13 protein-coding genes are annotated in these 14564 nt (G+C 40.3%); 1 reads left to right on the top strand and 12 read right to left on the bottom strand.

Translation table 11 applies throughout. The features are described 5' to 3' along the window. Positions 1 to 2 precede the first annotated feature (2 nt). Positions 3 to 503, bottom strand: coding sequence for a translation initiation factor IF-3 (gene infC, locus AC0KSB_RS10375; RefSeq protein WP_472308974.1), 501 nt, complete (start codon positions 501 to 503; stop codon positions 3 to 5). A 350-nt stretch (positions 504 to 853) separates the two neighbouring features. On the opposite strand from infC, the gene AC0KSB_RS10370 reads away from it, so the two are divergent. Next, complete coding sequence (locus AC0KSB_RS10370; protein WP_472308972.1) at positions 854 to 2035, top strand: pyridoxal phosphate-dependent aminotransferase; 1182 nt, start codon at positions 854 to 856, stop codon at positions 2033 to 2035. A gap of 87 nt (positions 2036 to 2122) precedes the next feature. Here the strand turns inward: AC0KSB_RS10370 and AC0KSB_RS10365 are convergent, their stop codons facing one another. The 11 genes from AC0KSB_RS10365 to priA all read right to left on the bottom strand — a co-directional run bounded on the left by AC0KSB_RS10365 (position 2123) and on the right by priA (position 14547). Continuing rightward, positions 2123 to 2890 carry a thiamine diphosphokinase gene (locus tag AC0KSB_RS10365; protein WP_472308970.1) on the bottom strand — a complete coding sequence of 256 codons (768 nt, stop codon included), beginning with the start codon at positions 2888 to 2890 and terminating at the stop codon, positions 2123 to 2125. 18 nt (positions 2891 to 2908) lie between these two features. Beyond that, positions 2909 to 3595 (bottom strand): ribulose-phosphate 3-epimerase, encoded by a 687-nt coding sequence (gene rpe / locus AC0KSB_RS10360; protein ID WP_472308968.1) that lies wholly within the window; start codon positions 3593 to 3595, stop codon positions 2909 to 2911. Between the two features lie 29 nt (positions 3596 to 3624). After that, the gene (gene rsgA, locus AC0KSB_RS10355; protein ID WP_472308966.1) at positions 3625 to 4587 is read right to left on the bottom strand and encodes a ribosome small subunit-dependent GTPase A; all 963 of its coding nucleotides are present in this window, start codon (positions 4585 to 4587) and stop codon (positions 3625 to 3627) included. A gap of 24 nt (positions 4588 to 4611) precedes the next feature. Continuing rightward, entirely contained in the window at positions 4612 to 6771 is a 2160-nt protein-coding gene (pknB, locus tag AC0KSB_RS10350) for a Stk1 family PASTA domain-containing Ser/Thr kinase (RefSeq protein WP_472308964.1), read from the bottom strand. 34 nt (positions 6772 to 6805) lie between these two features. Then, complete coding sequence (locus AC0KSB_RS10345) at positions 6806 to 7558, bottom strand: Stp1/IreP family PP2C-type Ser/Thr phosphatase (RefSeq protein ID WP_472308962.1); 753 nt, start codon at positions 7556 to 7558, stop codon at positions 6806 to 6808. Then, positions 7543 to 8577 (bottom strand): dual-specificity RNA methyltransferase RlmN, encoded by a 1035-nt coding sequence (gene rlmN / locus AC0KSB_RS10340; protein WP_472308960.1) that lies wholly within the window; start codon positions 8575 to 8577, stop codon positions 7543 to 7545. The genes AC0KSB_RS10345 and rlmN overlap by 16 nt, the downstream gene beginning before the upstream one ends. Positions 8578 to 8595: 18 nt before the next feature. Beyond that, positions 8596 to 10005: a 16S rRNA (cytosine(967)-C(5))-methyltransferase RsmB gene (gene rsmB / locus AC0KSB_RS10335; RefSeq protein ID WP_472308958.1), complete on the bottom strand. Its 1410-nt coding sequence runs from the start codon at positions 10003 to 10005 to the stop codon at positions 8596 to 8598. After that, positions 9992 to 10687, bottom strand: a complete 696-nt coding sequence (locus AC0KSB_RS10330; RefSeq protein WP_472309016.1) for a zinc metallopeptidase — start codon at positions 10685 to 10687, stop codon at positions 9992 to 9994. The genes rsmB and AC0KSB_RS10330 overlap by 14 nt, the downstream gene beginning before the upstream one ends. 79 nt (positions 10688 to 10766) lie before the next feature. Next, positions 10767 to 11729 (bottom strand): methionyl-tRNA formyltransferase, encoded by a 963-nt coding sequence (gene fmt / locus AC0KSB_RS10325; RefSeq protein WP_472308956.1) that lies wholly within the window; start codon positions 11727 to 11729, stop codon positions 10767 to 10769. Next, complete coding sequence (def, locus tag AC0KSB_RS10320; protein WP_472308954.1) at positions 11726 to 12187, bottom strand: peptide deformylase; 462 nt, start codon at positions 12185 to 12187, stop codon at positions 11726 to 11728. Before def ends, fmt begins: the two co-directional genes overlap by 4 nt. Before the next feature lie 47 nt (positions 12188 to 12234). Beyond that, a complete protein-coding gene (priA, locus tag AC0KSB_RS10315) occupies positions 12235 to 14547 on the bottom strand; it encodes a replication restart helicase PriA (RefSeq protein ID WP_472309014.1) in 2313 nt (770 codons plus the stop codon). Positions 14548 to 14564: the final 17 nt, after the last annotated feature.

Genomic DNA, 14564 nt, shown 5'->3' with positions numbered 1-14564 from the left:
TTTTACTTCTTCAAAGGTGCTAAATACATCACCATATTACGGCCTTCCATCTTAGGATGACGATCTACCTGTCCATGTTCTGAACAAGCCTGGGCAAAGGATTTCATTACATCATAGCCTCTGCTGGTATAGGCCATTTCTCTGCCTCTGAATTTAACAACAACCTTCACTCTATCGCCATTATCTAGAAAACGACAAGCATTTTTGGTCTTATAAGACAGATCATGTTCCTCGGTTGTCAGCTTCATGCCAACTTCCTTAACCTCGGTTACCTTCTGATTCTTCTTTGCTTCACGTTCCTTCTTTGCCTGCTCAAACATATACTTGCCATAATCCATAACTTTACAAACAGGATTATCCGGGCTTGGTGATATCAGAACGAGATCCATCATACGGTCATTTGCTATCTGACGAGCCTTCTCTATAGGTACTACACCTAACATCTCACCATCACTATCAATCAAACGAACCTTAGGGAACCTGATTTGATCATTCATTGTCATACCCTTGTTTTGCTTGCCTATATTAATACACCTCCAAAAAAATAAATAAAAAAACGGCTATCTGCTGCAGCAAACACCGTACAATCACACATAAAAAACAGAAAAACTTCTGAATTTACCTGTATCTACCTCTTCGCCACTGCTTGAGGTGAGAAGCTGCACGCCTCTGCTTGCTAACAAAGGTATTGTACAGGGATGCCTTGCTGTTGTCAACTATTCCTGCAAAAGTTCTATGCCGGTTAATTGTCAGGTTTTGCACAGAATTAATATCTAATGTATTATTACAATAAAATATAATAATATAATAGATAAAAGTTAAGCATCAAAAAAGGAAGGACAGGAAGTAATAAATGATATCAAAAAGAATTAGTGAAAAAATGTCTCAAGGCTCATGGATTCGCAAAATGTTTGAAGAAGGCAGCAGACTTAAAGAAATACATGGCAAGGAAAATGTTTATGATTTTAGTCTAGGCAACCCTGACCTTGAACCTCCGGCAGAAGTCAATCAGGCTTTGGCTGAGCTTGCAGCTAATCCTGCTCCGGGCAGTCACGGTTATATGAATAATGCCGGTTTCCCTGAAACAAGAGAGATTATTGCCAAGGATTTAAGTAATCGTAGTAAAGTTGAGATTGAAACTGCCGGTATATGTATGACTGTAGGCGCCGCCGGTGGTTTGAATGTAGCACTAAAATCGATTCTCGATCAAGGAGATGAGGTTATTGTTCTTGCACCTTTTTTTGTAGAATATTTATCTTATATTGAAAACCACGGTGGAAAACCGGTTATTGTTAATTGCGATAAAGATACTCTTTTGCCTGTTCCTGAGCAAATTGCCGAAGCAATCACCGACAAGACTAAGGCGCTTATTATCAATTCTCCTAATAATCCATCTGGTAAAATTTATTCAGAATTATTGCTTAAGTCAATAGATGATATTCTATTAAAGCAAAAACAAACAATTTATGTTCTTTCAGATGAACCATATATTGATCTTGTATATGATGGCATAAAAGCTCCTGAATCTCTTTCTTGTCTTACAAATGTGCTTGTTTGTTTTAGCTGGAGCAAATCTCTTTCTTTGCCTGGGGAAAGAATCGGATTTGTTGCAGTAAGTTCACGTTGTGAAGATTATAAAAATCTTTGTGTTGCAATTGCCTATTGCAATCGTACTTTAGGTTTTGTAAATGCCCCGGCACTTTTTCAAAAAGTTATAGCCAGATCACTTCAGGCAAAAGTGGATGTCAGCCGCTATGAAAACAGACGCAATATGCTGCATAGTATTTTGTGCAAGGCAGGATTTAATGTTGAAAATCCTCAAGGTGGTCTTTACTTTTTTATGAAAACTCCCGAGGAAGATGACAGTAATTTTGCCAAAATTTGCGCAAAATATAATGTTTTACTCGTTCCTGGGCGCGGTTTTGGATTTGGTGGTTATGTTCGTTTATGCTTTGCAGTACCAGAGCAAACTATAATCAACTCAGAAAAAGCTTTTATGAAAATAGCGGCAGAATATACTATTATCAAGAAATAAAAAAACAATTTAAATCCCTGAATATGAATTATTCACTATCATATTCAGGGATTTTATTATATGACATGTATATTTGCCGCAATAGATTTAGCTTTTTGTTATAATAAGCATCAATGTTCCTTCGTCTATTTCAACTTCAAAATTTTCATTTATCAGATCCGCAAGACAGTTACTGACCCCTCTTTGGCTGCCAAAGCTAAGATCATAATTATTCAGAGGGTATTTTAATCCTGAATAAGTAATCCCCTTCACCTGCTCACTTAAAGCAATAGCCGATATAGTACAATCGGCTTCATAAAGAGAGGTATCAAAGCTTTGCTTAACAGGTCCTTGTAACAAATAAAACCAGTTTCCGCCATCTGTCATCATAACATTATAACCACGCTTGGCCAGATATGCTGCCATCGTCTGATTTGCCAGCACATGATCCGGGCGATCTCCCGTAACTGCTAACAGACATAGAGATATATTACTGTTTGAAGGCATCTCAAGATGCTGTTCATATAAAATTTCTTTTAGAAATTCCAAAGAACTCTCTACTGCCAACTCTGAATCGGTAAAATCTTTTTCAGCAGAAAACTGTTTTACAGGAATTTGTGCTTTTTCCAGCCAGTCTCTTTCTGATGTATTTATTGAATCAAAATCACCTACTAAAAGATCCGGCATAATACCGTAACGTTTTAAGTGGCGAGCACCTCCATCTGCGCAAACAATAATATCACATCCAGATATTATGCGCAGAAAACCTGTTTCATCAGTTAAATCTCCACTAAGAACTATACCTATACGGAAAGTCTGCCTGCCCGAATATGAAGATATTTCTTCACCTTGATTTTCAAGAATACTATCTGACATATTTTAGCTCTCCTGCACTCAAACGGCATCAACAGCAGCTCTTAAAGCTTTTAAAGCCTTCACCGGGTCTTCCTGAGCATAAACAGCACTACCTACTACTATCATATCAGCTCCGGCTTCATAGAGGTCTTTAATATTATCCTGATTAACTCCTCCATCAATCTGCAGATGTATTGGTTTTTCAAGTTTATTTATCATAGCACGCATCTTGCTGATTTTTGCCGTCATTGTAGGTATATATGACTGTCCTCCAAAGCCAGGATTTACAGTCATCAAAAGTACCATATCGAGATATGGTAAGCATTCTTCAAGCATGTTAAGAGAAGTACCAGGATTGATTGCAACTCCTGCACTGCAGCCGGCCTCTTTAATCTGGTCAATCGCTCTTAGTAAATGTGTACAGGCTTCGGCATGCACCACCAAAGTATCCGCACCTGCTTTTGCAAAGCCATCAATCCACTGCATAGGTTCGGAAACCATCAAATGAACATCAAGCGGAAGTTTTGTATATGATCTGATTGCAGATACAATAGGTGGACCTAGTGTAAGGTTAGGAACAAAATGACCATCCATGACATCAACATGGATAACATCTGCCGTATCGCCTACTAATGCCACATCATTACCTAGTCTGGCAAAATCTGCCGACAAAATTGACGGACATAGCATCAGCTTCCCTTTTGTTTCCTGATAAGTCTTTAACATTTATTGTAGTCCTCCTGAATTCTGTATTATTATTTCTTACGTTTTCCTTTACGAATGGGAGTTCTTAAAGGCATCTCACGCTTTGGTCTTTCATATGTTTTTACCTGCTCCAGCTGATGTCTGAAAAGACGGTAACGCTCTAATCTTTTAGGATCAATGGCGGAATCATCAACTGCACAACCAAGATCTCCCATATGCCTGCAGCCACTAAAGCGACAGTTGGACGCAACAGCAGCGATTTCAGGATACCCTTTTTCCAGTGTTTCAGCAGTCAGTCCTAATTCTGCAAGATCTAAAGTACTAAATCCCGGTGTATCTGCAATATAACCATTATCGTAAGGGAAAAGTTCCACATGCCTGGTTGTATGACGACCTCTGCCTATTTTGCTGCTAATACCGCCGGTTTCCATTTTTTCGTCACCAAAAAGCTGATTAAGAAGTGTTGATTTGCCTACCCCTGATTGACCTGCAAAGGAGACAAGATGATCAGGAATCAAACAGCGTACAGACTGATGTGAAGCCTGATCAAACATACTGGTAAAAATAATCTGACAACCCGCCTTGATATAGCATGAAACAATATTATCACAATCATCTTTCTGCTGATCTGTCTTGGTCACAATCAATATCGGATCAATATTGTTCACCAGACAAATCGTAATTAATTTATCAATCAGATAAAAATCTGCAGCAGGTTCAGTTGCTGAAATTGTTATCAACAATCTGTCAAGATTAGCAAGCGGAGGTCTGATTAAAATATTTCTTCTTGGCAGTATATCTACAATATGCCAAGGTATATCAGGATCACCGCTGTTTTCATAATAAACCAGATCTCCCGGCGTCGGACTTATGCCGTCACGCCGGAAAATACCCCTGGCAGTAGCTATACCAGTAAATCCCGCATTATCATCAAGCTGATACTGGCCTCCAACCGCCTTAATTATCCTTGCAACAGGCAAAGCTTTTTCGGTCATCTGTGATTCTTTAATCATTCATCACCTATCTGATCAAGTTTTTTAATCATCATCACTTGGATCTGGATCCGGTGTTGTCTCTGCAGTTGTAGTTGGCGCTGTTGTAGTTGTTGCTGTCGTTGTTGGCGCTGTTGTAGTCGGTCTTGGCGTTGGCGTCGGCTTTGGAGTTGGTGTCGGTTTTGGAGTCGGTGTCGGATTTAGGAATTGCTGATAATCCTGCATAGTTCCGTAATATAGAGTTATCGGCTTATCAAGATCAATCTCTTCTCCTGGTTCAACACTTTGTCTTATTACTATGCGATCCTGCTCCGGAATACTGCCTGTATTGCTTATATTTACAGTTGAGCCGATACTAAAACCAAGATCAGTCAATATTTCATAAGCGGCAGTCAGACGCGTTCCTGTAACATCAATCATTTCTTCAGTTGGTACCGGTGTTGGTGTAGGATTCAAAAATTGCTGATAATCAAGATCATTGCCATAGATAATGCTTACTACTGATCTGATCAAAACCTCCGTACCTGCTTCCGGAACCTGTTTGATAACTATTCTTTCTTCTTCAGGAACCTCAATTGGTTCACCTGTTTCAGGGTCAACAGTTATTCCAGAAACGGGACCAACTACAAGATTTAACTGCTGTAATTGTTCTCTGGCCTCGGACAAAGGCATTCCCACAATATCAGGAACTTCTATTTTTGGTGATCCTTCACTGACAACAATGGTTATCGGATCGCCTCTGGTCAAGCTCTGTCCTGCAGCAGGAACTGTTGTTATAACAATATCCTTTTCAAAATCAGAGTATTCATATGTCACTGTAACAACAAAACCATAGGTATGTTCAAGTTCATTCCTTGCTTTCAACAAGGTCTGACCACGATAATCAGGAATAGTAATTAAATTCTGTCCGCCACTTACCGTCAAAACCAGAGTTGTACCATTAGTTCTGATTCTTGTTCCTGCACCAGGATTCTGATCCAGAATAATACCTTCAGCCACACTATCATCTTCACGGTAGCGGGTTGAGAATTTGACTCCTTGATCATTCAGTTGTTCGCTTACATCACTGATGTCGCGTCCAATATAATTTTCCAGAATAACTTCGGCTTCAGTTTGATTTGACATATTATCCTGAATTTTATTCCAGCCCCAGACAAAAAGTGTTGTCAGGAAAATAAGTGCTACCACAATAATCGAAATTACAATCGCCGTATCACGGTAACGTGAACGCCGTCTTTCCTGAATAGTTTTTTCTATTTCACGGATTTTACCAAAATTTGATTCTGGTCTTTTAAGACCGATAGCAGTAGTATTTCCTTCCCAGTCATTTTCACCGGAAATTATTCCATAGACGCCATTGGGCTCTATCATAAACGAATCCAACTCATCAACCAGTTCTCTTGCATCCAGATACCTGTTTTCTGAACTTTTCTGTATGCACTTCATTACTATCTGATCAAGAGAAGGTGGCAAGGAAGGCTGGAAAGCGGAAGGCGGTGGCGGCATTTCCTGCAAATGCTTAATCGCCACAGCAACCGAAGTTTCACCATCAAAAGGAAGCTGACCTGCCAGCATTTCATATAAAATAATACCAAGAGAATATAGATCTGATTTCTCACCAACAATTCCACCTCTGGCCTGTTCCGGCGAAAAATAATGAACAGAACCAAAAGCAACACCACTTGTAAGTGTTATTGTATTGGCATTGGTTGCTCTGGCAATTCCAAAATCCGTTACTTTAGCAATAAATTCAGGAGTTATCAGAATATTCTGAGGCTTAATATCACGGTGAACAACACCGCGCTTATGTGCATGCTCAAGAGCAAGCCCGATCTGTATTGCCAGTGGAACGGCTAAATTCCAGTCAAGAAAACCCTTTTCCTGAATCAGATCTTTGAGCGTTTTACCTTCAACATATTCCTGAACGATATAACGTAAATCCTGATCTTGTCCATAACCTATTACTTTAACAATATTAGGATGATCTAGACTGGAAGCAGCTCTTGCTTCCGTATCAAACCTTTTTACAAATTCAGGATCATCAGTAAGATCATCCTTCATAACCTTGATAGCTACCTGCTCGCCTGTTTCACGGTCTTCGGCAAGATACACATGTGCCATGCCGCCTTGTCCGAGCGGACGAAGTATAATATAACGTCCATCAATCAGCACACCTTCTGGCAGCTGTGGTTTATTTGTATTCATGTCAGTTCCTCCATAATGGGGTCTCCTTTTTCAATCAGGATGAAATTACAATAACTGTAATATTGTCTTCGCCACCTTTTTCAAGAGCCATTTTCACAAGCTGCTCGTCAGCTTCAGCCGGTTCTTTGAATTTTTTGGCGATTGTTTTGATTTCATCATCTGAAACCTGACCATAGAGTCCGTCACTGCATAATATATAACGATCATGTTTTTGTCTTGGTATATTAATTATCTCCGGTTGTAAAAATTCCGGAATTCCCAAAGCCTGGGTCAGGACATTGCGTCTGGGATGGTCGCTTACCTCTTCTTGTGTCAGGCTTCCTGCCTCAAGCATCTCCTGTACAACAGTCTGATCAGTCGTAAGTTGAGTTAATAACTGATCACGATACAAATAGGCACGACAATCACCCACATGAGCCAGCCATATATTATGGTTATCAAGCATCATGATGGTCAGTGTCGTTCCCATTCCTTTATAATCTTCATCTTCCAGCGACCCAAGATAAACCTTTACATTTGCCTTCTGTACAACGTCCTCAAGAAACTCATTCATTTGATCTATGTTTTCAGAATTTTCCTCCGACAAAACAGCGTTCATCCTCTGATGAACATATGACACTGCAATCTGGCTGGCAAGCTCACCACGGCTGTGCCCGCCCATTCCATCTGCTAAAACAAAATAAAATATCCCGCTGTCATTATGATCCGGTAAAACAAAAGAATCTTCATTATTTTCTCTTACATGGCCGACATGAGTCGCGCCGGAGTATTTTATGGATTCTCGCATGCTTCCAGTCTTCTCCTTAATTGTCCGCAGGCAGCCATGATATCAGAGCCAAGCTCTCTTCTGATCGTAGCATTAATGCCTGACTGCGTAAGAATCTGCATAAAACGCTGCATAACTTTGCGGTCACTGGCATGATAGCTGCCATTCTCTAGTTCATTTGCTGCAATCAGATTAACGTGGCATAACATGCCGTTAAGCTGTCTTGCCAGTTTCTTTGCATGCTCAGGCTGATCATTAACGCCGCTGAACATTGTATACTCAAATGATATACGGCGGCCGGTCTTATCAATGTGATTGCGACAGGCCTTCATCAGGTCATCATAAGAATATTGCTTTGCTATCGGCATCAGCTGACTTCTGATCTGCTGATCAGGTGCATGCAGCGACACTGACAATGTCACAGGCAGACCTTCATCAGTGAATTTTAGCATGTCAGGCACCAGTCCGCAAGTTGAGATTGAAATATGTCTCATTCCAATATGCAAACCAGAAGGATCATTGACCATACGTAAGAACAATATTAAATTGTCATAGTTGTCAAACGGCTCCCCTATACCCATGATTACAATATGACCTATTCTCTGTCCACAATCTCTAGCGATAACTGCAACCTGGGCAAGCATTTCACCATGAGACAAATTACGCCCAAAACCAGCGCCTGTAGATGCACAAAAAGCGCAGCCCATACGACAGCCGGCTTGCGAAGAAAGACACACGGAATAGCCATGCTTATACTGCATAAGTACACTTTCAATGATGTTTCCATCATGCAGTCTAAAAATATATTTTGCGGTTCCATCTATTTGGGAAACTAATTTTTCTATTAATTCAAGACCACCTACATAAAATTCGGAAGCCAGAACATTACGAAGTTCCTTTGAAAGATTACTCATTTCTTCGGTAGAACTTATACCTCTGGCAGTCCACTGATAAATTTGTGCCGCCCTATAGGAAGGCATTTGTTTTCCTCTAACCCATTCCTGCCAATTTTCCAGAGTCATATCATAAAAATTTTTCATTATCAGCCCTCTCAAGCTTTACTCTTTTTTTGTTTTTTGTAGTTTACTGATAAAAAAACCATCAATATCATGTTTATGAGGCAGCAACTGAATAAATCCGTTTTTTGCCTGCTCTGCCAATCCCGGATCTTTTTCAAGTAGTTTTATTGGCAAAAGACTTCTAATATCGACTCTTTGAAAATTTTTACCAGCTTCTGAGTTTTCTAGAAAATCAGTCATCTGGTTTTCATTTTCATCAGGATTGATTGTACACGTACTATATACTAAAAAACCATTCTCACTGACAAGTCTGGCAGCATTTTTCAAAATATCTTTTTGAACCTGCTGCAAATTCTGAATTTTCTCATATGTCATATTTATTCTTATTTCAGGTTTTCTTGCCAGCAACCCCAGGCCGCTACAAGGAACATCTGCCAGAACAAGATTTGCCGTTTTATTTTCAAATATTTCATTATAAATAAAATTAACATCAGTGGCATCTGCACAAGCAGTACTAATACTACTTATTCCCAGCCGCTCTGTCTGCTCATTAATCAGCTTAAGACGGTGCGGCTGACTGTCAATTGCAATTATGCTGCCACTATCCTTGATTATTTCTGCCATATGAGTAGTTTTGCCACCTGGTGCGGCACAAAGATCATATATCAACCAGTTCATTTGTGGATCAGCAATAGTAGAAGTCAGCATAGCAGCTTCATCTTGAGAAGTAACAAGACCATTCTGCCAGGCAATAAGATCTCTGAGAGTATGTCCTGACAGTTTAAGCTTGACAGCTTCCGGCAGATAATTACCTTTTTCTGCTTCCAGTTCATCTGCACACCATGACTTTATCAGATCTTCCGGTGGTATTTTCATTGTATTAACTCTAAGGCTTGTCCAAGGTTTATTCTCCAGAAAGGCTTCTGCAATTTTTATTGCATCTTCCTGTCCATACCATTTTTTCAGCAAACCAAACATAAAGGTAGGCAATCCATATTTTAAAGCCGTTAATTTGTTGGGAATAACAGGTGTTTTACGCTCGTATGACCGTAAAACGGCATTTACATAGGCGGCTGCACCGCTATGAAGCAGATTATCAGCAATTTTAACACTTTCATTTACAGCCGCAGAAACAGGTATACTTTTACTTTTTATTATCTGCCACAAACCTAACCTAAGTATTGTTCTGATCATAGGATCAAGACGGTCAACCGGACGATCAGCTAATTTGCTCAAATACCAGTCCAAAGCAGGCAGCCAGCTTATCGTCCCATAAACAGCAGCAGTAGCAAAAGCTCTGTCTAAATTATTTAGATCTTCCTGCTCAAGCAAACTGATCGCACTTAAATTAGTATATGCGCCTTCTTCCAGAACACTATATAAAAGTCTTACAGCGGCCAATCTCGCAGCATCTGGTTTATTAACCACTCTTTTTTTAACGTCTGCCATTGCGTCCTCTTGACAAAAGAATCAAACGAAGAAGTGATGCAAAAGCAGTAAGTGCCGAAGCTAAATATGTCATCGCGGCAGCAGTAAGAACTTTTCTGGCACCTTTTAATTCCTGATCGCCAAGTATTCCTTGATCCTCAAGCAAACGCATTGCTCTGCTGCTGGCATTAAACTCAACAGGCAATGTGATAAGATAAAAAAGAAAAGCTCCGGCAAAAAGAAATATACCTATCTGTGTCAGCAAAGGCAGGCTCATAATAATACCAAAAATCGCCATATACGGACCAAGTGAAGAACCTATCTGTGCCACCGGGACAAGAGAACCTCTTATCTTATTGGGAAAATAACCCGTGGCATGCTGAATTGCATGTCCTGCTTCATGTGCAGCAACACCAATTGCCGCAATTGAATTATCAGCATAAGTGGATTCAGAAAGTCTCAACACATTAGATCTGGGGTCAAAATGATCGGTTAACTGACCTCTCACCCCTTCTATGTTTACGTTTCTTAAACCGTTTTGATCAAGTATCCTTCTGGCAGCACTTAACCCGGTATAGCCGGATTGTGCTCTGACACCACTGAATTTTGCAAAAGTAGACTTAACTTTACTCTGAGCAATCAGGCTTAATACTAAAGTTGGTATCACCAGAATAAAATACCATATATCAAGTCCATACAACATACCCAGTCCTGAGCCAAAAAAATCATTCTGTCCGGAAACAGTTGCAGCAATCCAGGCTGCAGAAGAAAATATCGTAAAATCAAACATAAATATCTTCGCCTCCCATCAAATCGCCCAGTTTATAATTATGGGCACAGTCACGGCAGTGCATACGTTTACCGGACTGATTCTGTACTTCCAGAAGTTCCAGAACGCCTTCTCCGGTAGCGATTCTAACCAGACCGCCACAAGAACAGATTGTTCCAGGTTCCAAAGTTTTAGCAAACTCATTTAAATCACGATCATAACATACCTGCGTACGGTGAATTTTAAGCTTTTTACCGCCACAATTTGTCCAGCATCCCGGCCAGGGATATAGCCCTCGAACCTGATTATGAATTTCACGAGCAGACTTGTTCCAATCTATCTCACCCATTTCCCGGTTTAACATACTGATTGTAACCGCTTTTTCATTGTCCTGCGGGTAAGGAACTATATCACCGGAGACAAAATCCTTAATTGCCTGCGGCAGCATTCTGGCACCAAGCAAAGACAATTTTTCAAGCAATCTTGCTGAGTCAATATTTTCAGGGATATGAATTGCCTGTTGTGTCAGTATATCACCAGTATCCATACCTTCGTCCATCATCATAATTGTAATCCCGGTCTCATCATCTCCATTAATAAGTGACCATTGAACAGGAGCAGCCCCTCTGTATCGCGGCAAAAGTGAAGCATGTACATTAATACAGCCTAGAGGAGGTATATCCAACAATGCAGCCGGCAAAATTTTGCCATATGCAGCAGTTACAATCATATCTGGAGACAAAGCTTTGATCTCATCTTCAATATCTTTATTTTTTAGAGAAACCGGCTGTAAAACAGGAATATCATATTTTAACGCCAGTTCTTTAACCGGCGGTGATTTCAGGATCTGCTTTCTTCCCTGTGGCTTATCCGGTTGGCAGACAACACCTGCTATCGGATAATTTTTATCTATCAATGCCTGCAATACAGGCACGGCAAATTCAGGTGTACCCATAAAAAGGATTTTTATCTTCATTGAGAAAGTAATTCCCCCTTTACCTTATCCTTAAAGAGAATTCCATCGAGATGATCTGTTTCATGAGATATACAGACAGCAGCAAGTTCATCTGCCTTGATTTCAAAAGGTTTACCTTCGCGATCAAGAGCGCTTAAGGTAAGATTCGCAGGGCGATCCACATCACCATATTTGCCCGGTACAGAAAGACAACCTTCTTGGTATGTCTGTATTCCCTCGGTTTCCTTTATTACAGGGTTGATTGCAATCAAAGGATCCTTGCCGTCATGCAGATCCATCACAAAAATTCTTCTAAGCACACCAATTTGCGGTGCGGCAAGACCTATACCATTGTTGGCATACATTGTTTCAAGCATATCATCTATCAAAACCTGCAGACGATCATCAAAAACAGTAACCTCCCTGCTTTTCTTTCGCAGAATTTCTTCACCATCTGTTAAAATTTTACGCAAAGCCATAATACTATCATTCCCTTCGGCTTAATTTTATTCCAACGATCATTATATCATAGCATCTGCCATGGATCGACATCTATGGTTACAGCCAACTCTCCAAAATCAAAACGTTCCGTGGTTATACCTATGAATGACGAAATTATCGAATAATTATCAGCCTGCATAACAAGACGCCAACGATACCGCTTCCGTATGCGTTGTAAAGGGGCTCTGGCAGGTTCCATTAATGATATTTCAGGATAATCAGCATGATCACTTTGCCATTTTGTCATGATTTTGTACAGATGTTCTATTTTGGTTTTAACAAGATTATCATCGGTTCCAGATAATACAATCAATCCTATTGAACCAAAAGGCGGATATTTCATTATACGGCGAAAAGCTATTTCCTGCTCATAGAACTCCATATAATTCTGGGAAGCTGCCGCCTGAATTGCATAATCATCGGTATTATAGGCTTGTATTATCACTTTTCCTGCTCTTGACGCACGTCCTGCCCGCCCTGAGGCCTGCAAAATAAGCTGAAATGCTCTTTCAGAAGCACGAAAATCAGAAATCCCCAGCAATTGATCAGCAGCCAGAATACCGACTACTGTTACATCCGGAAAATCATGACCTTTGGCAATCATCTGGGTTCCGATCAAAACATCTGCCTCATGATTTGCAAATTTATGCAAAATATCTGCATGAGCAGTTCTTCCACCTGTAGTATCCTGATCCATACGCAAAGTTCTAAGATCTGGAAATTGTCTGGCAAAAAGTTCTTCGACCTGCTGCGTTCCTGCACCAAATCGCCCAATCATTTTGCTGGAGCAAATTGGGCAAACTTCTGGAGTTTTGCTTATTTTACCGCAATAATGGCATATAAGAAGATCTTTGTTTTTCTGATTTTGTATTTGGGCAGAGTCAGTATATTCTGCTTGCCTGGATAATGAAGCATGACTGGTTAGAGAAACGCTGCAGGAATTACATTTGACTACATGTCCACAATTTCGGCATAATACAAAACCGGCATAACCACGTCGATTTATAAAGATCATTGCCTGATGATTTTCAGAACGGATTTTTGCCAGGGCATTCTGCAAAGCATTGCTGAAAATACCTCGGTTACCGGCTCGTAATTCTTCTCTCATATCAACAATTTCAACTTCAGGCAAACCTGCACTGCCTATTCTTTCAGACATAGTTAGAAGTATAGATTTACCTGAGCAACTGCGGTAAAAACTCTCCACAGAAGGAGTTGCCGATCCAAGAATCAATGCTGCACCATGCATGTGAGAACGCATACGTGCTATATCTCTGGCATGATATCTTGGATGTGTTTCTGATTTATAACTGCTCTCTTGTTCCTCATCGATAATTATTAATCCCGGATTCTGTAAAGGTGCAAAAATTGCCGATCTTGCACCAACTACAAGGTTTACTTCCCTGCGCAAAATACGCTGCCATTGCTCATATCGTTCCGCCGGTGTAAGTCGGCTGTGCAAAACTGCTACATTATCTCCGAATCTTGATCTTATGCGGCTTATCATTTGCGGGGTTAATGATATTTCGGGAACAAGTATTATTACATCTTTGCCTGAATTTATAGCAATTCTGGCAGTTTGAAGATATACCTCTGTTTTGCCGCTTCCTGTAATGCCATAAAGCAGAAATTCCTGTCCTGTTCCAGATTCAAATGTCTCCCTCATCGCCTGATCTATACGGTTAATCGCATTTTTTTGAGATTCATTAGGTTCAAAATCTGCAACCACAGTCGTCTGAAGATTATCATCATCAGATAATCTTCTGACTTCCTGACGAGAGAAAAAAATAAGGCCTTTTTTTTCCAGTGTTTTCAAGATTGCCGGGCTTACCTGACAAGCAGATTGAATCTCATAGGCCGGCGCACTGCCGTAATCAAGCAACATTTGAATTACACGTATATGTCCAAGTCTGTCTATTTCTCCTGACGCCAGCCTCTCTGCGGCCTCAGAAGGGTCGCAAAGCTCTGCAAAACGAACTTTTTTGTCTCCCACAGCAAGGACAGTAGATGGCGTCATACAACGCACAGCAGCACCATATGTACATAAATATCTTTGACGCATCATGGCCGCAAGCTGAATCTGGTCTTTGGTCAGAACAGGACGTTCTGAAATCAGACGAATTACAGGTTTTATATAAAAATCAGAAATATCCTCATTCGCCAAAGCAATTACATATGCCTCTACGGTTCGGTTTGCTCGCCCAAAAGGAACCTCTACGTGACTGCCGGCAAAAAGTTTGCCACGGAGTTCGGAAGGCACTGAATACGTATATTCACGATCAAATTGTCTGGTTGATTCTTTTAAGATAACCTGACAATACTGTATTTGATTTTGCATCTTCAAGTCTGTATTCT

This window comes from Ercella succinigenes (assembly GCF_900002895.1).
This window is presented reverse-complemented; position numbering and strand designations above follow the sequence as displayed.

Bases quoted from the DNA above. Each gene is read 5' to 3' on its own strand.
- AC0KSB_RS10345 (WP_472308962.1), bottom strand. From the start codon at position 7,558: ATGCGAGAATCCATAAAATACTCCGGCGCGACTCATGTCGGCCATGTA.
- rlmN (WP_472308960.1), bottom strand. From the start codon at position 8,577: ATGAAAAATTTTTATGATATGACTCTGGAAAATTGGCAGGAATGGGTT.
- priA (WP_472309014.1), bottom strand. From the start codon at position 14,547: ATGCAAAATCAAATACAGTATTGTCAGGTTATCTTAAAAGAATCAACC.
- rsmB (WP_472308958.1), bottom strand. From the start codon at position 10,005: ATGGCAGACGTTAAAAAAAGAGTGGTTAATAAACCAGATGCTGCGAGA.
- def (WP_472308954.1), bottom strand. From the start codon at position 12,187: ATGGCTTTGCGTAAAATTTTAACAGATGGTGAAGAAATTCTGCGAAAG.
- AC0KSB_RS10370 (WP_472308972.1), top strand. From the start codon at position 854: ATGATATCAAAAAGAATTAGTGAAAAAATGTCTCAAGGCTCATGGATT.
- rpe (WP_472308968.1), bottom strand. From the start codon at position 3,595: ATGTTAAAGACTTATCAGGAAACAAAAGGGAAGCTGATGCTATGTCCG.
- rsgA (WP_472308966.1), bottom strand. From the start codon at position 4,587: ATGATTAAAGAATCACAGATGACCGAAAAAGCTTTGCCTGTTGCAAGG.
- AC0KSB_RS10365 (WP_472308970.1), bottom strand. From the start codon at position 2,890: ATGTCAGATAGTATTCTTGAAAATCAAGGTGAAGAAATATCTTCATAT.
- AC0KSB_RS10330 (WP_472309016.1), bottom strand. From the start codon at position 10,687: ATGTTGTATGGACTTGATATATGGTATTTTATTCTGGTGATACCAACT.
- pknB (WP_472308964.1), bottom strand. From the start codon at position 6,771: ATGAATACAAATAAACCACAGCTGCCAGAAGGTGTGCTGATTGATGGA.
- fmt (WP_472308956.1), bottom strand. From the start codon at position 11,729: ATGAAGATAAAAATCCTTTTTATGGGTACACCTGAATTTGCCGTGCCT.
- infC (WP_472308974.1), bottom strand. From the start codon at position 503: ATGACAATGAATGATCAAATCAGGTTCCCTAAGGTTCGTTTGATTGAT.